Source organism: Halorubrum sp. DM2, from assembly GCF_901686465.1.
Lineage (GTDB): Archaea > Halobacteriota > Halobacteria > Halobacteriales > Haloferacaceae > Halorubrum.
Genome location: NZ_LR594487.1, coordinates 316471 through 333379, shown reverse-complemented (window position 1 = coordinate 333379; position 16909 = coordinate 316471). Strand labels below are relative to the sequence as shown.

General features: G+C 66.0%; 17 protein-coding genes. 4 read left to right on the top strand and 13 right to left on the bottom strand.

Features of this window, described 5'->3' with window-relative positions; all coding sequences use genetic code 11:
* Positions 1-345: 345 nt before the first annotated feature.
* Together QOL69_RS01720 and QOL69_RS01715 are read right to left on the bottom strand one after the other, a co-directional pair.
* Positions 346-948, bottom strand: coding sequence for a hypothetical protein (locus QOL69_RS01720; RefSeq protein ID WP_283401793.1), 603 nt, complete (start codon positions 946-948; stop codon positions 346-348).
* A complete protein-coding gene (locus tag QOL69_RS01715; protein ID WP_283401792.1) occupies positions 948-1622 on the bottom strand; it encodes a DsbA family protein in 675 nt (224 codons plus the stop codon). Before QOL69_RS01715 ends, QOL69_RS01720 begins: the two co-directional genes overlap by 1 nt.
* Positions 1623-1726: 104 nt before the next feature.
* On the opposite strand from QOL69_RS01715, the gene QOL69_RS01710 reads away from it, so the two are divergent.
* The 3 genes from QOL69_RS01710 (at position 1727) to QOL69_RS01700 (ending at position 5301) form a co-directional block, all read left to right on the top strand.
* Positions 1727-1930, top strand: coding sequence for a hypothetical protein (locus tag QOL69_RS01710; RefSeq protein ID WP_283401791.1), 204 nt, complete (start codon positions 1727-1729; stop codon positions 1928-1930).
* 88 nt (positions 1931-2018) lie between these two features.
* Entirely contained in the window at positions 2019-3677 is a 1659-nt protein-coding gene (locus QOL69_RS01705) for a gamma-glutamyltransferase family protein (RefSeq protein WP_283401790.1), read from the top strand.
* Between the two features lie 232 nt (positions 3678-3909).
* Positions 3910-5301 (top strand): ABC transporter substrate-binding protein, encoded by a 1392-nt coding sequence (locus QOL69_RS01700; RefSeq protein WP_283401789.1) that lies wholly within the window; start codon positions 3910-3912, stop codon positions 5299-5301.
* A gap of 440 nt (positions 5302-5741) precedes the next feature.
* Here the strand turns inward: QOL69_RS01700 and QOL69_RS01695 are convergent, their stop codons facing one another.
* From QOL69_RS01695 to QOL69_RS01665, 7 genes are all read right to left on the bottom strand, one after another.
* Positions 5742-6584: an ABC transporter ATP-binding protein gene (locus QOL69_RS01695; protein ID WP_228841081.1), complete on the bottom strand. Its 843-nt coding sequence runs from the start codon at positions 6582-6584 to the stop codon at positions 5742-5744.
* On the bottom strand, positions 6581-7507 hold the full coding sequence (locus tag QOL69_RS01690; RefSeq protein WP_283401788.1) for an ABC transporter ATP-binding protein: 927 nt from the start codon (positions 7505-7507) through the stop codon (positions 6581-6583). Before QOL69_RS01690 ends, QOL69_RS01695 begins: the two co-directional genes overlap by 4 nt.
* On the bottom strand, positions 7500-8825 hold the full coding sequence (locus tag QOL69_RS01685) for a branched-chain amino acid ABC transporter permease (RefSeq protein WP_283401787.1): 1326 nt from the start codon (positions 8823-8825) through the stop codon (positions 7500-7502). The genes QOL69_RS01690 and QOL69_RS01685 overlap by 8 nt, the downstream gene beginning before the upstream one ends.
* Complete coding sequence (locus tag QOL69_RS01680) at positions 8822-9943, bottom strand: branched-chain amino acid ABC transporter permease (protein WP_048077603.1); 1122 nt, start codon at positions 9941-9943, stop codon at positions 8822-8824. Before QOL69_RS01680 ends, QOL69_RS01685 begins: the two co-directional genes overlap by 4 nt.
* A gap of 142 nt (positions 9944-10085) precedes the next feature.
* Positions 10086-11024 carry a lipoyl synthase gene (gene lipA / locus QOL69_RS01675; protein ID WP_283401786.1) on the bottom strand — a complete coding sequence of 313 codons (939 nt, stop codon included), beginning with the start codon at positions 11022-11024 and terminating at the stop codon, positions 10086-10088.
* A gap of 78 nt (positions 11025-11102) precedes the next feature.
* A complete protein-coding gene (locus QOL69_RS01670) occupies positions 11103-12104 on the bottom strand; it encodes a hypothetical protein (RefSeq protein ID WP_283401785.1) in 1002 nt (333 codons plus the stop codon).
* 73 nt (positions 12105-12177) lie between these two features.
* A complete protein-coding gene (locus QOL69_RS01665) occupies positions 12178-13182 on the bottom strand; it encodes a zinc-binding dehydrogenase (protein ID WP_283401784.1) in 1005 nt (334 codons plus the stop codon).
* 246 nt (positions 13183-13428) lie between these two features.
* Here QOL69_RS01665 and QOL69_RS01660 point away from each other — a divergent pair, with 246 nt between their 5' ends.
* On the top strand, positions 13429-13923 hold the full coding sequence (locus QOL69_RS01660) for a VRR-NUC domain-containing protein (protein WP_048077608.1): 495 nt from the start codon (positions 13429-13431) through the stop codon (positions 13921-13923).
* 99 nt (positions 13924-14022) lie between these two features.
* Here the strand turns inward: QOL69_RS01660 and QOL69_RS01655 are convergent, their stop codons facing one another.
* The 4 genes from QOL69_RS01655 to QOL69_RS01640 form a co-directional block, all read right to left on the bottom strand.
* Positions 14023-15240, bottom strand: a complete 1218-nt coding sequence (locus tag QOL69_RS01655) for an RNA-guided endonuclease InsQ/TnpB family protein (RefSeq protein ID WP_283401783.1) — start codon at positions 15238-15240, stop codon at positions 14023-14025.
* A gap of 483 nt (positions 15241-15723) precedes the next feature.
* Positions 15724-16128: a hypothetical protein gene (locus QOL69_RS01650; RefSeq protein ID WP_283401782.1), complete on the bottom strand. Its 405-nt coding sequence runs from the start codon at positions 16126-16128 to the stop codon at positions 15724-15726.
* A 120-nt stretch (positions 16129-16248) separates the two neighbouring features.
* Positions 16249-16533, bottom strand: a complete 285-nt coding sequence (locus QOL69_RS01645) for a type II toxin-antitoxin system RelE family toxin (protein ID WP_283401781.1) — start codon at positions 16531-16533, stop codon at positions 16249-16251.
* Positions 16526-16807: a ribbon-helix-helix domain-containing protein gene (locus tag QOL69_RS01640; protein WP_008307424.1), complete on the bottom strand. Its 282-nt coding sequence runs from the start codon at positions 16805-16807 to the stop codon at positions 16526-16528. The genes QOL69_RS01645 and QOL69_RS01640 overlap by 8 nt, the downstream gene beginning before the upstream one ends.
* Between the last annotated feature and the right edge of the window lie 102 nt (positions 16808-16909).

The following is a 16909-nucleotide window of genomic DNA, read 5'->3' as shown; positions in this document are numbered from 1 at the left end:
CGCCGCCGAGGCGGTCGCACAGGCGGCGGGGACGTTCGACCCGTCGGACACTCGGCGGATCGCGAACGGGACCGACCGCTGGAACGCGTACGCCGGCTCGTCGCACTGACGCGGCGACGACCGGGACGCGACGCGGTCGGGTCTTTTTAGGCGTCGCCGCTGCTACCGACGAGCGGCCGATGACGATCCACCGCTCCGAGCCGGACTCGGCACCCGGCGGCGACGAGCCCTATGAGTACCGAGGCCTCTTTCAATCGAACTACGGCTGCGTGCTGCCCAGCGATCACGACACACACTCCACGCGGACGCGGGTCGGCGCGACCGAGCGACGAGCGAGCGCCCCGACTACACGTCGACCGGGCAGCCGTTGATCTCCCCGCCCCGCATCCCGTCGGCGAGCCAGTAGATCGAGAGGGTCAAGACGACCAAGGCCCCCAGCGCGAACTCCAGCCCGTCAAGCGGGAGGAAGAGCAGCGAGGTCGAGACGCCGAGAAGCGAGAGCAGCCCGAGCAACACCGCCGAGCCGCAGGCCGCACAGCCCGCCCCCAGCGTCCCGAGGATGACGCCCGCGGCACCGGCACCGCCCTGCTGGAGGTCCAGCCCGTGTTCGCGGAAGTGGTACGTCGCCATCGCGACGTCCAGGCCGGTCAACAGCGCCACGACGACGAGCAGGCTCCCCTGCGCGGGACCGAAAGAGGTGCCCACGAAGGGGTAGAGTTCGATCAGGATCGTCAGCCGACTCCCGAGCGGGAGCGACCCGCCGACGACGACGTCGAGGACGAACCCGACGTTCAGCGACACCACGAACGCCGTCAAAGAGAGGGCGGCCGCGAGGACCGCGACGGCGGCGTAGGCCGGCAGCGTCAAGACTAGCCGCGCGGTCCGACCCATCAGCCGCAGGTCCTCGCGCCCCGTCGGGAGCCGCACGCCGCGGCCGAGCGCCCCCATCAGCCGTCGACCCCGAGCGTCTCCGCGATGAGGTCGTAGCTCACGCTCCCGTTGGCCGAGGTGACGTACTCCCCGTCCCGGAACAGCAGGACGACCGGCGTGGTCCGACCGAGACCGGCGGCGTCGGCCGCGTCGAGGTTGTCTTGGACCGCCTCGTCGTGGGCCTCGCTCGCGGCGTCCGCGACGACCGCGCCGCCGTCGAGGTCGGTCTCGGCGTCGAGGAACGCCTCCGTTCGGTCAAGGACGTTGTCCGCGTCGAACTGGTCCTGCTCGGCGAAGTAGCGGTCGAGCAGCGACCAGAAGGCGGGCTCGCTCCGCGCGTGCGTCGACGCGAGCGCCTGCGTCGCCGGCTCGCCCCACGGGTAGACGACGGGGTAGGTTCGGAGGACGTACGCCCCGGCTCCCGGCTCGACGATGTTCGACCGTATCTGGGGGACGACCTCCTCGTGGAACGCCCGACACCGGGTACAGGACGGGTCCTCGAAGGTGAGTACCGCGTGTCCGTCCAGCGCCCCGCGACGCGGCAGTCCGTCCAGCCCCGCGGCGGCCGGGTGCGCCCGCAGCGACTGCCCTCCCTCGCCGCCGGACCCGCCGGAGCCGCCGCTGCCGGCACACCCCGCGAGCGAGCCGACCGCGGCCGCGCCGGCGAGCGCCAGCGCTCGTCGTCGGTACATACCCGAACAGACGGCGTGGGAGCCTTTAGCGCTTGTTCAAACTTCGACCAAAGTGGGTGACGACCGAGCCAATCGTTTTCAGGTCGCCGCGCGACTCCGCGTCCATGGATCACCGCTGTCCGGACTGCGGCGTCACGATGGAGGAAGTCGAGTTCAGCATGGGCGACGCGTGGAACGCGCACGTCAGGACCGGCGAGAAGCGGACGGGGCTGCTCGGCAAACTCGGGATGAACGAGCGGAAGGACCTGACGACGGTGATGTGTCCCGAGTGCGGACTCATCCGTCACTACGCCGAGTTCGAGGAGTGACGACCGGCCGACACCGGACGGGGACGCGCGATCGACACCGGACACATCCGGTCGGGGCTTTATTCTCCCGGCCGCCGCACGGGTGTGTATGGAGCCAGACTTAGACCGATTCACGTCTCGCCGGTCGACCGTGTACGGTCAACGCGGCGTGGTGGCGACCAGTCAACCGCTCGCGAGTCAGGCGGGGATCGAGGTGTTACGCGAGGGCGGCAACGCCTTCGACGCCGCGGTCGCCACCGCGGCCGCGCTCAACGTCGTCGAGCCGACCTCGACCGGACTCGGCGGCGACGTGTTCGCGCTCTACCGGACCGCCGACGGCGACGTCGGCGCGATGCGCTCATGCGGCGGCGCGCCCGCCGACGCGACGATCGAGAACGTCCGCGCCGCGCTCGCCGAGGACGACGACGCGGACTCCTATTACCCCGACGACGGCGGCTACGCGGTCGACGACGCCGGCGAGGCGGGGATGCCCTTCTACGGCCCGCACGCGGTCACGGTCCCCGGGACGGCCCGGGGCTGGGAGGCGACCGTCGAGGAGCTGGGCCGACTGAGCCTCGCGGACGCGCTGTCGCCCGCCATCCGCTACGCGACGGAGGGGTACCCGGTGTCGGAGGTCATCGCCTCCTACTGGGCGAGCGCCGACGCGCTGTTCACCGACGACCACGCCCGCGAGGCGTACCTGTTCGACGACGAGCCGCCGAGCGTCGGCCAGACGGTGACGATGCCGCGTCTGGGCGAGTCGATGCGGACGATCGCCGAGGAGGGGGCCGACGTGGTCTACGAGGGGGAGATCGCCGAGGCGATCGCCGACGAGGTCCAGTCGCAGGGCGGGTTCATGACCGTCGACGACCTCGCCGACTTCGAGGTCGAGTGGCCCGAGCCGGTGTCGACGGCCTACAACGGGGCCGAGGTGTACGAGCTGCCGCCGAACAATCAGGGACTGATCGCTCTGGAGGCGCTCAACGTCGCCGCCGAACTCGGCGCGGGCGAGTACGACTACGACTCGCCGGAGCGCGTCCACTACTTCGCCGAGGCATTGAAGAGAGCCTTCCACGACGGCCACCGCTACATCACCGACCCCGACTACGAGGAGATCCCCCCGCTCGCGTCGAGCGAGTGGGCGACCGAGCGCGCCGCGGGCGTGGGCGAAACGGCCTCACACGACGTCTCCTTCGGCGTGCCGAACGCGAACGCCGAGGACGCCGACACCGTCCTCCTCACCGTCGCGGACGACGCGGGCAACGTCGTCTCCTACATCAACTCGCGGTTCGCCGGGTTCGGCTCCGGCCTCGTCGCCGGCGACACGGGGATCGCCCTCCAGAACCGCGGGGCGTCGTTCTCGCTCGACCCGGACCACCCGAACGCGCTCGAACCCGGCAAGCGGCCCTTCCACACCCTCATCCCGGGTGTCGTGAAGTTCGACGAGGACGACTGGGCGGCGTTCGGCGTGATGGGCGGATACATGCAGCCGCAGGGTCACGTACAGGTCATCTCGAATATCGTCGACTACGACATGCCCCTCCAGCGCGCGCTCGACGAGCCGCGGTGGCGGTACCGCGAGAGCGGCGAGTTGGCGCTCGAACCGCACTTCGACGACGACGCCGCGGCCAAACTGGTCCGGAAGGACCACGACGTGCGGACGCTCTCGCCGGTGATGTTCGGCGGCGCGCAGATCACCCGGAACCGGAAGGGAGTGCTCTCGGCCGCCACCGAGCCCCGGAAGGACGGAAACGCGCAGGGGTACTGAGACGCGGGAGCCGCGCCCGCGACGACGGCGACGGCGGAACAGCTGTCACGTACGCTCTTCCTGTCACGCCTGTGGAACGAAATCCGTTTCGCGCTCGATCGCCGCTGAGCGGACCCGCTGTAGAACTGTGGTAGACCGGATTGAACCCGGTCTGGGGCGTTCAGATTCCGGCGGTGTCGTATTTGTGGCCGTGGATACACTTATAACGGCTCGTATGGTATACGCTCACAGGATGACGCGAAGAATCCAGCGACGCGACGTACTCAGAGGTGCCGGCGCGGTCGGTATCGCGGGGATCGCCGGCTGCTCGACCGAGAGCGGCGACGGCGGCGACGGCTCCGACGGCGGCGACGGTATGGACGGCGGCGACGGCGGAGACGGTTCCGACGGCGGCGACGGCGGTGACGGCGGTGACTCCGGATCCGTTCCCGACGCCGTGATGGTCGTCGGGTTCCCGCAGTCGGGCATCCAGCTGTTCCGCGACTTCTACTCGGAGTTCGCCGACAGCGCGCCGGATCTCGACATCATCGTTCCCGACGGACTGATCGACGGCGACCTCCCCGGCGAGGTCGACAACGACATGAACAACGTCATCGGCACGGCACCGTCGGCCGGCGGTCCCGGGGCCGACTTCTTCGCCGAGTCGTATCAGGAGGAGTACGACGAGGAGCCGGGCGTGTTCACCTCGCAGGCGTACGACGCCATGGCGGTCGAGATCCTCGCGGCCACCGCCGCGGGCGAGAACAACGGCGAGGCGATCCGCGATCGGGTCCGCACCGTCGCCAACCCCGGCGGCGAGGAGTTCGGCCCGTCGAACCTCCCCGAGGCGGTCGAGGCGGTCGCCGCCGGCGACCCGGTCCACTACGTGGGCGCGTCCTCCAGCGTCAACTTCGACGTCAACGGCGACATGGCCACCGCCGCGTACGACATCACCGACTTCCAGGACGGCGAACTCGTCACCCTCGACACCGTCGAGTTCGGGAACGAGCTCTCCGAGGAGGACCGGAACGCAACGGCCGCGGACCCGGTCGGCGTCGACTCGTTCACGGCTCGCATCGGCGTACTGATGCCGGAGACCGGTGACCTCGGCCCGCTCGGCGGACCGATCCGCGACGGCGCGCTGCTGGCCGCCACGCAAGTCAACGACGCCGGCCTCAACGTCGACGTCGAGACCCGCGTCGAGGACACGCAGACGGACCCGCAGGCGGGCATCTCCGGCGCGAACGCCCTCGTCAACGCGGGCTTCGGCGCGGTCGTCGGCCCGGCCTCCTCGAACGTCAACCTTCAGGTGTCCGATCAGGTGTTCATCCCGAACGGCGTCGTCGGCATCTCGCCGTCCTCGACGGACCCGAACGTCACGGACTTGGACGACAACGGCTACATCTTCCGGACCGCCCCGTCCGACCTGCTTCAGGGGCCCGCGATGGCCGACCTGGCGGTCGGCGACGTCGTCGGCGCGTCGACCTCCGGCACGCTGTACCTCAACGACGCCTACGGCCAGTCGCTCGAAGAGTCGTACGTGAACGCCTTCGAGGAGCGCGACGGCACCATCGACCAGCGCGTCTCCTTCGAGCCGAATCAGGCCACGTACACCAGCCAGTGGTCGAGCGTGCTGAACCAGTAGGCGTCCGTCCGAACCGAGTTTTTCTCCGATTTTTCACCCGGGAGACGGTGCGGTGGCGTGTGCCTCCGAGCGGTCGCCAGCGGCGACCGCGAGTAGCGAGGGACCGAAGGTCCCTCGGACAGCCGGCGGCGGAGCCGCCGGCGAGAGCACCGCGCGAGGGAGTCGACCGGTCGGAGCGAAGCGGAGACCGGTCGACGAGGCTGGGGAGGCGTGAGGTGCTGTGCGGTGCGGGGCGGGAATCGAAGGGGCAGCCGCGAGGACGCTCCTCGGCGACGTAAGCACCGCAGCGAGCAACGCGAGCGAGGAGCGCAACGAGCCGCGGGAGTCCTCACGGCTGGGGCTTCGGCGGTCGTGTTCAAGTCGGTGACCGCGTACCGCCGAGCGGCTAGGATTTCGGCGACCGGAAGCCGATCGGCGACATCTCCGCAGTAGCAGTCCGCCTATCCCCCGAGGAAGTCGCGCCGCACGTCCTCGTCGGCGAGCAGCACGTCGCCGCGGTCGGTGTACCGGTTCCCGCCGTTCACCAGCACGTAGCCGCGGTCGCAGCGACGGAGCGCCTCCTTCGCGTTCTGCTCGACCATCAGCACCGCCGTCCCGCTCTCGTTGATCCGGTCGATCCGGTCGAACATGTCGGAGACGAGGTCGGGCGCGAGTCCGGCCGACGGCTCGTCGAGCAACAGCAGATCGGGGTCGAGCATGAGCGCCCGCCCCATCGCGACCATCTGCCGCTGGCCGCCCGAGAGCGTCCCCGCCTTCTGCTCGCTGCGCTCGCGGAGGATGGGGAACCGGTCGTAGACCGCCTCGATCTGGTCTTCGGGCACCTCGTCGAGGATGTACGCGCCCATTTCGAGGTTCTCGCGGACGCTGAGTCCGGGGAAGACGTTGTCGTTCTGCGGGACGAACCCGATCCCCTCGCGGATGATCTGCTCGGGCGCGAGCCCGTGGATCGGCTCGCCCTCGAACTCGACGGTGCCGCCCATGTGGGTCGTGAGTCCGAAGACCGTCTTCATCACGGTCGACTTGCCGGCCCCGTTGGGGCCGACAATGGTCACGTACTCCTCGTCGGCGACGTCGAGGACCACGTCCGAGAGGATCTGGAGGTCGCCGTAGCCGGCGTCCAGATCGCGGATCCGCAGTATCGCGTCGCCGTCGATCGCGTGGGTCGTCCCGGCGGTCGCGTCGGCGTCCGAGTCAGTTCCGGTCTCCGGATCGGCTTCGGTCTCCGCGTTCGAGTCCGCCTCCGCGTCCGCTGCTCGGGCGTCGTCCGTGGCGTCGGCGGTCATAGGTCCTCCCCCAGGTAGGCCTCGATGACCCGCTCGTCGTTCCGTATCTCGTCGCCGGTCCCCTCGGCGAGCACGCTGCCCTGATGCATGACGATGACGCGTTCACAGTTGTTCATGATGACGTCCATGTCGTGTTCGACGAGCAGGAAGGTGTAGCCGTCCGCGCGAAGCTGGTGGATCCGGTCTAAGAGCTTCTCCTCCAAGGTCGGGTTGACCCCGGCGAGCGGCTCGTCGAGCAGCACCATCTCGGGGTCGGTCATCAGCACGCGGGCCATCTCCAGCAGCTTCCGCTGGCCGCCGGAGAGGTTCCCCGCGTGCTCGTGCGCGAGGTGGTCGATCTCGAAGAACTCCAGCGTCTCCCACGCCCGCTCGCGCAGCGCGGTCTCCTCCTCGATCACCGCGCTCCGGAGGCCGGGCGTCACGGCACGGATCGCGGACTCACCGAGCTGCCCCTGCGGCGCGAGCATCAGGTTCTCCAAGACGGTCATCTCGGAGAGCTCGCGGGCGATCTGGAACGTCCGGACCAGCCCCTTCCGCGCGATCTGGTACGGTTTGAGCCCCGTAACGTCCTCGCCCTCGAAGTACACCTTTCCGGCGGTCGGCTCGTGGACGCCCGTGATACAGTTGAACGTGGTCGATTTCCCCGCGCCGTTCGGGCCAATGAGCCCGGTGAGCGACCCGGACTCGACCTCGAAGGAGGCCCCGTCGACGGCGGTGACGCCGCCGAACCGCTTCACCAGCCCCTCCACGCGGAGCGGCGGCGACCCGGACGGCACGTGTTTCGCCGCCTCCTCGACCTCGCTGTCGTTCGCCTCCGGTTCGTCGACGGCGGCCGCGGCGTCGACCGACTCGGCGACCTCCTCTGCGTCGGCGACGTCGACGGACCCGGCGACCTCGTCCGCGTCGGGCGCGTCGCTACTCATCGGACTCACCCCCTGCGGGCCGCTCGGAGAGGTCGACGGCCGCGGCGGTCTCGATCCGGTCGCCGAGGATCCCCTCCGGCCGTCGGTGGATGATGAACACCAAGACGAGTCCGAGGAAGACGAACTGGAGCGGCGCGACGTTCTCGGTCGCGTACGCGAGGAGCGTCACCGGGTCCAGCGTGACGAGCGCGTCCGCGAAGGAGCCGGGCGTCTCCGCGTCTATGAGGCCGCGGATGGCCCCGCCGACGCGCCGCGGCCCCTCGAACAGCACCGCGGCGAAGACGATGCCGCCGAGGACGGAGCCGGTGTTCGACCCGGAGCCGCCGATGATCACCGCGATGAACACGTAGAAGGTGAGAAGCGGCCGGAACTGCGGCGTGGGCGAGACGTTGCCCTGACTGCCGAACCAGAGGATGCCGGCGAGTCCCATCAGCGCGCAGCCGATGACGAACACCTTGATCTTCACGAGATTCACGTCCTTGCCGAGCGAGTTGGCGACGAGTTCGTCCTCGCGGATCGCCTTCATCGTCCGCCCGAACGGCGAGCGGCCGAGCCGTTCGAGCAGGAGGTAGAAGCCGCCGAGGAAGACGGCGAGGACGGCGATGTACCCCCAGCCGATGAGGATCGGCTGCGAGATGCCGAGACCGTCGGCCCCGAACACCCCGAAGACGAGGTCGCCGAACGCGGTCGGGGTCCCCGCCTGCCCGTCGACCAAGAACAGGTCGCGGACCGGATTGTCCGGCATCCCCATCCCGCGACCGCCGCCCGTCCCGGCACCGATCGTGTCGCGCAGGAGGGTGTCGAAAGCGCTCGACTGGAGCGAGAGGCGGATTATCTCCGAGAGACCGAGCGTCACGATCGCGAGGTAGTCGGCCTTGAGCCGGAGCGCCGGCAGCGCGGCGAGGGCCCCGAGCAGCGCCGCCATCCCCATCCCGGCGAGGATGCCCACCGGGAGCGGCAGCCCCAGTCCGGGCGGACCGAAGGCCGGGTCCGGCGACCGGACGACCATCCCCATCGTGTACACGCCGACGGCCATGAAGCCGGCGACGCCGATGTTGAAGAGGCCGGTGTACCCCCACTGAAGGTTCAGGGCGAGCGCGGTGAGCGCGTAGACGAGACCGAGGAACGTCAGCGTCTCCATGAGCCCGACGACGCTGTTGAGGCCGTCGGTGAAAGACAGGAGCGCCGCGGCCGCGTAGATGACGAGCAGCGTCCCGACGACGAGTCCGAGATCGCTCTCCTTGGCGGCCTCGATCACCGCTGCCGTAGCGCTCTCGGGGGCGTCCGGCGCGGTATTAGGCGTGTTTGCGTCACTCATGCGGTCGAAACACCTCCGAACAGCCCCTCGGGGCGAAGCAGCAGCATCAGGATCATCACGGCGAACGCCGCGGCCTGGTTGAAGTCCGAGGGGATCCAGATCGTCGAGGTGGTGAACACGACGCCGATGACGAGGCCGCCGACGATGGCCCCGTAGACCGAGCCGATCCCCCCTAAGATCACGGCCGCGAAGATGAGCAGGAGGAGGAGCCAGCCGAAGTCGAACTGGATCGTCCCGCGGAGCAGGACGTAGAGGTAGCCGGAGGCCCCCGCGAGCCCGCCGCCGATGATCCACGTGGCGGTGACGACGCGCTCGGCCGGGATCCCGGTGATGAGCGCGAGGTCCTTGTTGTCGGCCATCGCGCGCATCGCCGTGCCGAGTTTCGTGTGCTGGAGCATGGCGTGCATCGCGAGCATCAGTCCGACCGCAGCCACGAGGATGGTGAGCTCGTGGGCGTTCACCGAGACCCCGAGGGGGCCGAACGCGAGGTTCGACTGCTCGACGCTGGCGGTCACGCCCCGCCGGTCGGAGCCGTAGCCGAACTGGAGCAGGTAGCGGACGATGAGCGCCGCGCCGATGGAGGCGATGAGCAGCGAGATGCCGTCGCGGTCGCGCATCGGCTTGTAGAACGCCCGGTCAAGCGCCACCGCGAGCAGCGCGGTGACGACGAACGCCGCGACCAATCCGACGAGGATCGCGCCGGGCGTCGAGAGGATGTGCGCTCCGATGTCGCCGGGCGAGACGCTCCCGGCGTCGCGGACGGTCAGGAGCGCCCGGATCGGTATGTCACCGAACCCGGCGATCAGGAACGCGACGCCCCAGCCCGTGAACGCGCCCGCGCTGACGAGGTCGCCGTGCGAGAAGTTCGCGAACGAGAGGATGCTGTACGTCATCGAGAGCCCGATCCCGGCCAGCCCGATCACGAGACCGATGACGATGCCGTTCCAGAGGTTCGATCCGAGCCGATCGACCGAGACCGACCCCCCGATCGGGCCGAGACCGACTCCCCCGAGTTTCGCCGCGAGGTCGACGAGGAGTAGGCCGCCGAGGAGGACGACGAAGAGGAGCCCCGGCCGGGCCCGTACGGAGTCGACGATCGACGAGTCAGTTGTTCCCATGTGTACGTCTCACTGACGCAGGGTGAGTCACCGAGAGGTAAATAACTCGCTGTTCGAACAACGTCGAGACCTCGAAAACGCCTGACAGCTGTCGAGGGATTCGGGTTCCGGGAATCGCGTCTCGGCGTACCGGGTCCGCGCCTCAGTCGCCGCCCGCAGCCCGCGCATGGCGACGCGCGTCCTCGGGCGAGTGCCCCTCGCGTACGAGCGCCTCGACGAACAGCTCGCCGGCCTTGTACGACGACCGGACCATCGCACCCGACGCGCAGTAGAGGAAGTCGAACTCCGTCTCGGCCACCCGCCGCCACGTCTCGAAGACGTCGGGGTGGACGTACTCGAAGACGTCGAGGTGCGACCGCGAGGGCTGGAGATACTGGCCGAAGGTGACCACGTCGACGCCGACCTCGCGGAGGTCGCCGAGGGTCCGGTACACCTCGTGGTCGTACTCGCCGACACCGAGCATGAGGCTCGTCTTCGTGTGGATGTCTGACTCGCGGTCGACCTGATCGAGGACCGCGAGCGACTGCTCGTAGTTCGCGCGACGGTCCCGCACCGGCCACTGGAGCCGCTCGACGGTCTCGACGTTGTGCGCGATCACGTCCGGCTCCGCGTCGATGATCCGGCGGACCGCCTCGGGATCGCCGCCGAAGTCGGGAATGAGCGTCTCGACGAGCACCTCCGGATCGCGCCGTTTGATCTCGCGGATCGTCTCGGCGAAGTGCGCCGACCCGCCGTCGGCGAGGTCGTCGCGATCGACGGATGTTAAGACGACGTAGTCGAGCCCGATCTCCGCGACCGCGTCGGCGACGTTCGCCGGCTCGTCGGGGTCGAGCGGCTCCATGCCGCCCGTCTCGACGTCACAGAAGTTACACCCGCGCGAGCAGCGGTCGCCCATGAGCATGAACGTCGCCGTGCCGGGACCGTCCCGCCCGGACCAGCACTCGCCCATGTTCGGGCAGTTCGCCTCCTCGCAGACCGTGTGGAGGTCGTGGTCGCGGAGGGTGGACTTGATCTCGGTGAAGCGACTCCCGGACGGCGGGCGCGACTTCAGCCAGTCCGGCTTCCGGCGGCCGCGTTGCATGTCTGACCCTTAGCGTCCGAGCGCAAAAGGGTGCGGGTCGGCGGGGCGGCACTCTCTCCCCGATCCCGCTCCGAGGACTCACGCCTCGGGCACGAACACGTTCATCGATGGCGTCTGGATCCCCTGGAACTTGTTCTTCCAGTTGTACGCAATGTTCAGCACGCGCCGCCGGTCGTCCGGCGGTCCCGTCACGACGCTCACGGAGGTGCCGTCCTCCGGGATCTCGACCCGCGTGTCCTCCCACTCGAAGCCCGCGAGCAGGTCCGCCGGGTTCTCGACGGTCACCGACCCGGTGTTTTTGTTCACCTCGTACAGGCGGTAGGCGTCCGTCTCGATCAGCCGCTTGATCTCGTCGAGGTCCGCGTCGAAGTGCTCGCGGAGCGCGTCGGCGGTGTGGTACCCGCAGACGATCAGGTGCGCGAACGTCTCGATCGCGCGGGGGTCCTGCTCCGCCGCGCGGAGGTGATCGAAGTACGCCAGCTTCTCCTCTCTGTCGAGTTCGAGTATCCCGTTGACTATCCGTGCCGCCTCCCGCTCCGTCTCCGAGGCGTTCGGGTCCGCGAGCACCTCGTCCGCCCGCGATCCGGTGTTCTGACCCCGCGACACGTCGATAGCGTTCTTGAGGTGTTTCGCGCGGTCGTACACCGCCGACTTGTACGACCAGTCGCGCACGTCGTCCGGGTAGTCGTCGAACTCCCTGAGGAGCGCCTCGCGGTCCTCCGGAAATCCGATCTCCTCGCGGAAGTCGCTCCACGCCGTGGCGTCGACGAACAGCCCGAAATCGGTCAGCGTGTCCTGCCCGAGGTTCGCCCGCGTGCCGCCGCTGGCGACGAACTTGGCTTCGACGAACGTCTCGCCGTCGGCCGACTCGACGACGAGGTCCCCGAGCGAGTCGTAGGAGTTGCCGGCGTGCCGCATCGTGGTCCGGTCCGGGAAGTCGCTCCGGAGCCGGTCCGCGAGCGCCTCGGCGAGGTCCGGTCGGCCCGCCTCCGTCAGGTCGTCGTCCGGCTCCGCGCCGTTCGCGAGCCGCGCAGTCAGCTTCTCCGTGGCCTCGACCCAGCCGCGCTCGTGTTTGCCCATGTGGTGTGTCGCTCGGTGAGTGGGAGATAAAAAAAGCACGTACGGCGACGGGTCGACCCGCTCGTCCGGCGGGCTACTCGTTGACGAGCAGGAGCTTCCCGACGAAGTCGCCGGCCTCGGCGCGGCGATGGGCGTCCGCCACGTCCGTGAAGGCGTACCGGTCGTCGACGTGCGGCGCGACCACACCCTTGTCGACGAGCGCGGCGATCGTCTCCAGTTCCCGCCCGATGCGCTCCTGTCCGTTCCCGGCCAGCACCGGGTGGATGACGAGGACGACGCCGAGCGAGAGCGACGTGGCGTGCATCGGCGACAGGTCGACGCCGTCGGCGTCGCTCGACTCGGTCGTGACCACGGCTCCGTACGGGCGGACCGCCTCGAACGCCGTGTTCAGGTGGTCGTCACCGACCGGATCGAAGACGAGATCGAAGCCGACGCCGCCGGCGTGCGCGTCGACGTACGACTCGACCGCCGTCTCCGTGTAGTCGACGGTCGCGTCAGCGCCGAGGTCCGCCGCCAGCGACCGCTTCTCTTCGGTCGATCCGGTCGCGGTGACGGTCGCGCCGAACCAGTCGGCGAGTTGGACGCCGACGTGGCCGACGCCGCCCGTCGCGCCGTACACCAGCACGTCGTCGCCGACGTCGACGCTGGCCTTGTCGGCGAGCATCTCCCACGCGGTCAGGGCGACCACGGGCAGCGCAGCGCTGTCTTCGAGCGGGATCGACTCGGGGGCGTCCGCGAACGTTCCCGCGTGCCCGACGACGTAGTCGGCGAGCGCGCCCTGTCGCCCCGCGCCGCCGGGCATCCCGTACACCTCGTCGCCCGGTTCGAAGGCGTCGACGTCCTCGCCGACGGCGTCGACGACGCCGGCCACGTCGCAGCCGAGCGTCGCCGGGAACGCCGGCGCGAAGTCGGGGATGTGACCCCCGCGGATCTTGTAGTCGACCGGGTTGACGCTGGAGGCGGCGACCTCGACGCGGATCTCGCCCGGGTCGGGGTCGGGAACCGCGACGGTCCGTCGCTCGAAGGCGTCCGGGCCGCCGAACTCGTCTATCACGTACGCGTCCATCTCGGAACTCATCTCGGCTCGGAGTTGGCGACTCGGCGGGGTATATCCGGCGTCGGGGGAGAGCCGTGTGGGCTTTCGCAGTTGACCGGATTGATTCCGTGTAATCGTACATCGGTGGCGCGAAGCCGGCTATGACTGTCTCTACCGTTTCCTCTCCGAGAAAATTCATATGCGATAACATGATCGCATCCTTCTGATCGTGTCACAGAGCGGTATTGTGGGAAGGTCATTTATTTATAAACGCGACACTCCTGTCACATGAAAATCACAACTAGATATACGATACAAGATTGGCAGACACAGGAGATTGAATTCCACGAGATCCCAGAACCGGTGATGGAACTTTCATTTAAACAGGTGCTAGAAATCGCTCTCGTCGAACTCGGAAGTGTTGATCTGAACCCCATCGAACTCACATTTTCTTGTATTTTCTCGCATGAAGAATGGAATGTCATTCGAACACCGATGAACCGTGACACCCCTGTTCAACAGTACATTTCCGTAGCAATTGAACGGGCAACCGGTGTGAGAGAAGCGCTCTATGGCTCTGGAGTACCTGACTTCTTTTTATGGACCCCAGAAGGAGAACACAAATTTGTGGAAGTCAAAGCGAGTGAAGATTCGCTGAATAGTAATCAGAAAGAGTGGGCGGACAACTACGACTGGAACTTTGCTATCGCTCAGTTAGCTCCAGCCTCCGAGCGCATGTCAGACGAAGACATATTGGAGAGAAACAAGATTGCGTTATATTAGTTCGGAGAGACGTGCAACAGGATGAGCCTAGGCCGAGATGTCAACCATCCCGCGCGTGGTGACGCGAGACTTGTCAGTGAACTCTGCCTCCATCGACGGTCAGTCGCTCGGGACGAATCCCCGATTCGGCGTCACGGTTCCTGATTTCAGGGCGAGTTGACTGTCGCCCGTCCGTCGAGACGACTGTAGGCCCCGACGGACGTACCTCAATCCGACGTTCTTCGCGCCGACGTAGTCTGCGTTCCCCGTCTCATCACACGATTTACACTTGAATTCCGATCGCGTGATTCGGTTTCCTTTGCTCGTGTGACCGCATTCCGGACACCGTCGACTCGTGTTCTCGGGTGATACGTACACGACACAGAGCCCCTCTGCGTCCGCTTTTGATTCGACCATGTCCACGAGCTGTCGATGTGCCCACTGGTGAAACTCTTTCACCCGAGGCGCACGATCTCGGATGTGCCGAAGGTTCTCGAAGGCGACGTATTCGCAATCGTGTTCGAGAGCCTCGTCGACGATGTCATTGGCGACGTTATGGAGGGTATCCCGGACGTGTCGTGATTCCCGCCCACTCATCTGCTGAATCGTTCGGTGTGCGGACTGTGTACCCGTCCGTTGGAGTCTACCGCGGATCCGCTCGAACTCCCGGTGTCGATGCCGGAGTTCGTCACCGGATGCGAAGTACGCCGTCGAGGTGGTAGCGATGTTGGCGATACCGAGATCGACGCCGAGAACTGTCCTGTCCTCGGTGTCATCCCGTATCTCTGCCCGTTTCTTGGGCTTCGGCTTCCGAAATCCCAGGTGAATGTAGTAGGCTCTATCGCGCCGTGAGAGCGTGGATTCGGTGACCTCCCACGTCTCGCTGTCGAGGTACTGATATTGGTATCCGTCCTCGTCATCGGGCAACGCGAGTTCGCATCGAACCCGGTCTTCGACTGTAGAAAGAGAAACGGTCCCGTCATCGAACAACGTCATCGTGCGCGTGTCGTACTTCGCCGTATCTGCCGTGAACTCCGGACAAGAAGTAGTATGATTCTCTTTGAGAGATTCGATATCGTCGATGCCGTCGAGTGCCGCTGCGGCTTGGTGAGTGGCGAGGATCGTGTGTTGGCTCCCGAGACGTGTCTCTTCTCGCACCTCGTCGTAGGCAAGCTTTTGAAGACGTGTCTTCCGTGCTTCATCTGCTCTCCATCCGATACGACTGCTGATGTTACAGGCGCGTTTCCGATCGAAGATAGTGGTATCGAGCAGTTTTCTCTGCTCGTCGGTGAGCACTAGGCGGGTAATTGCGGTACGTCTCAGGTAGTCGTCCGCCACGTGTCTCAGTATCGTAGTATGCTACTTAGTGATTATCACGTGTCACGAAAACGCAACTGCGTCACCGATTTCGCTAATCAAAAATCTTCGCGAAGCGTGTTCTCAAGGACACGAAGGCGTGGACGATAACGAAAGCCTGAGGGGGGATTTGAACCCCCGGTCTCGTCCTTACCAAGGACTTGCTTTACCGAGGTGGCCTTCGGCCCTGAAAGCGGCTACCTTTGCCGCAAACATCCACTCTGCGTGCTTCTCATCTCTCTATTAGCAACCATACTTATAAAAGAATTGGGTATTCGGCCCCGTATGCCGTCTGAGGACGCAAGAAATCGACAAACGTGTTCGGGCGAGTGTTGCCCCACTCGTCACATCATGATTGTGAGGGGTGGTGCGGTTCATACGTGTGGCCCCACTTCATCGAGTGGGGGATTCCACGTTCGTTTCAGATGTACTGCGGTGAATCAGCTGGAAAGTAGAGCGTGTGAACTATCCGTTCAAAAATAGGCCACGGCGAATCAGCAAGAATATGATTACAACCAACGGTATTGCGATATAGACTACCGGAACTAAACCAAAAGTAAAACTATCAAGTGCCGCTCGAATTAATGCGAATACTGCAACTGCGAGTGTCCCATACCAACCGATACGTCTCTGCTGATATATTCGAATTGCTAAGAAAATAAATATAGCCCCTGCGACAACCCATTGTAAGCCGGCAAGTATCTGATAGCTGCTTCCCGCTTCAATGGCCGGCCCTGAGAATGGAACCAGAAAGGCTAACCAAAACGAAATGACTGCAAACACCACCAATCCAGCTACAAGGCCGAGAATATCTACTGGTGGACGGTTCCCGTCTTTCTTTTTAAGAAGATTAGCAATATTCCAACTCATCTGGGAGAGGGCAGCAATACAATCTTAGCGAACCTACTTAATTCATAGCCTGTACAGAGCGAGCTGTGCTTCGCCAGTACTTACCGAAGGTAACTCCCCACATCGAGGGCCTTTCGTCACCTAGTCGTCGTCAGCGGTGTACGCGCCGCCCCGACGCTTGACGCGTGCGACGACGAGCCGCCCGTCGTCCTGCCGGAAGCTCACTGAGAGCCGAAACTCCCCGACGCGTATCTTCTTGTACGGGCTGTTCTGGAGCGGCTCACCGTAGTCCGGCGGGTCGCGCCACGGCGAGGAGACGATTTCATCGAGCTTGTCGAGTATTCGGTCTTGCTCGGCGGGGGAGAGTCCGTCGAGGTCGTCTTCGGCCGTCGAGGAGAGTTCCCACGTCCACCCCTCGTCACTCATCGCTCGTGCCGAACCGCTCGCGGGCCTCCTCGGCGCTCGTCGTTCGTCCCTCGCGGATGTCCTCCTCGGCTTCGAGCAGGGCGACGAGTTCGTCGCGGTCGAACGTCGGGAACTCAACGGCATCCCGAAGCGTGTACCGGATGAACTCGCTCCGACTGTTGAACCCGCGTCCCTGCCACGTATCGTCTATCTGTTCGAGGAACGACTCGGTGAGTTTGAAATTCACCGTGGCGATGTCGTCCCCGCCGTCGTCGTTTGTGGCCGCTTCGGACATATAGACGTAATACGCTGGTCTTACTAATAGTCGTTTCGGCGGCACTCCATTTGCCGCGTAATCGTCGTGAATAGCCGCATCGAGGGGTGTTCTATCACATTC

Bases quoted from the DNA above. Each gene is read 5' to 3' on its own strand.
- QOL69_RS01670 (WP_283401785.1), bottom strand. From the start codon at position 12,104: ATGGGCAAACACGAGCGCGGCTGGGTCGAGGCCACGGAGAAGCTGACT.
- lipA (WP_283401786.1), bottom strand. From the start codon at position 11,024: ATGCAACGCGGCCGCCGGAAGCCGGACTGGCTGAAGTCGCGCCCGCCG.
- QOL69_RS01685 (WP_283401787.1), bottom strand. From the start codon at position 8,825: ATGAGTGACGCAAACACGCCTAATACCGCGCCGGACGCCCCCGAGAGC.
- QOL69_RS01680 (WP_048077603.1), bottom strand. From the start codon at position 9,943: ATGGGAACAACTGACTCGTCGATCGTCGACTCCGTACGGGCCCGGCCG.
- QOL69_RS01705 (WP_283401790.1), top strand. From the start codon at position 2,019: ATGGAGCCAGACTTAGACCGATTCACGTCTCGCCGGTCGACCGTGTAC.
- QOL69_RS01720 (WP_283401793.1), bottom strand. From the start codon at position 948: ATGGGGGCGCTCGGCCGCGGCGTGCGGCTCCCGACGGGGCGCGAGGAC.
- QOL69_RS01645 (WP_283401781.1), bottom strand. From the start codon at position 16,533: ATGAGTGACGAGGGGTGGACGTGGGAACTCTCCTCGACGGCCGAAGAC.
- QOL69_RS01700 (WP_283401789.1), top strand. From the start codon at position 3,910: ATGACGCGAAGAATCCAGCGACGCGACGTACTCAGAGGTGCCGGCGCG.
- QOL69_RS01715 (WP_283401792.1), bottom strand. From the start codon at position 1,622: ATGTACCGACGACGAGCGCTGGCGCTCGCCGGCGCGGCCGCGGTCGGC.
- QOL69_RS01640 (WP_008307424.1), bottom strand. From the start codon at position 16,807: ATGTCCGAAGCGGCCACAAACGACGACGGCGGGGACGACATCGCCACG.
- QOL69_RS01710 (WP_283401791.1), top strand. From the start codon at position 1,727: ATGGATCACCGCTGTCCGGACTGCGGCGTCACGATGGAGGAAGTCGAG.
- QOL69_RS01695 (WP_228841081.1), bottom strand. From the start codon at position 6,584: ATGACCGCCGACGCCACGGACGACGCCCGAGCAGCGGACGCGGAGGCG.
- QOL69_RS01690 (WP_283401788.1), bottom strand. From the start codon at position 7,507: ATGAGTAGCGACGCGCCCGACGCGGACGAGGTCGCCGGGTCCGTCGAC.
- QOL69_RS01665 (WP_283401784.1), bottom strand. From the start codon at position 13,182: ATGAGTTCCGAGATGGACGCGTACGTGATAGACGAGTTCGGCGGCCCG.
- QOL69_RS01660 (WP_048077608.1), top strand. From the start codon at position 13,429: ATGAAAATCACAACTAGATATACGATACAAGATTGGCAGACACAGGAG.
- QOL69_RS01650 (WP_283401782.1), bottom strand. From the start codon at position 16,128: ATGAGTTGGAATATTGCTAATCTTCTTAAAAAGAAAGACGGGAACCGT.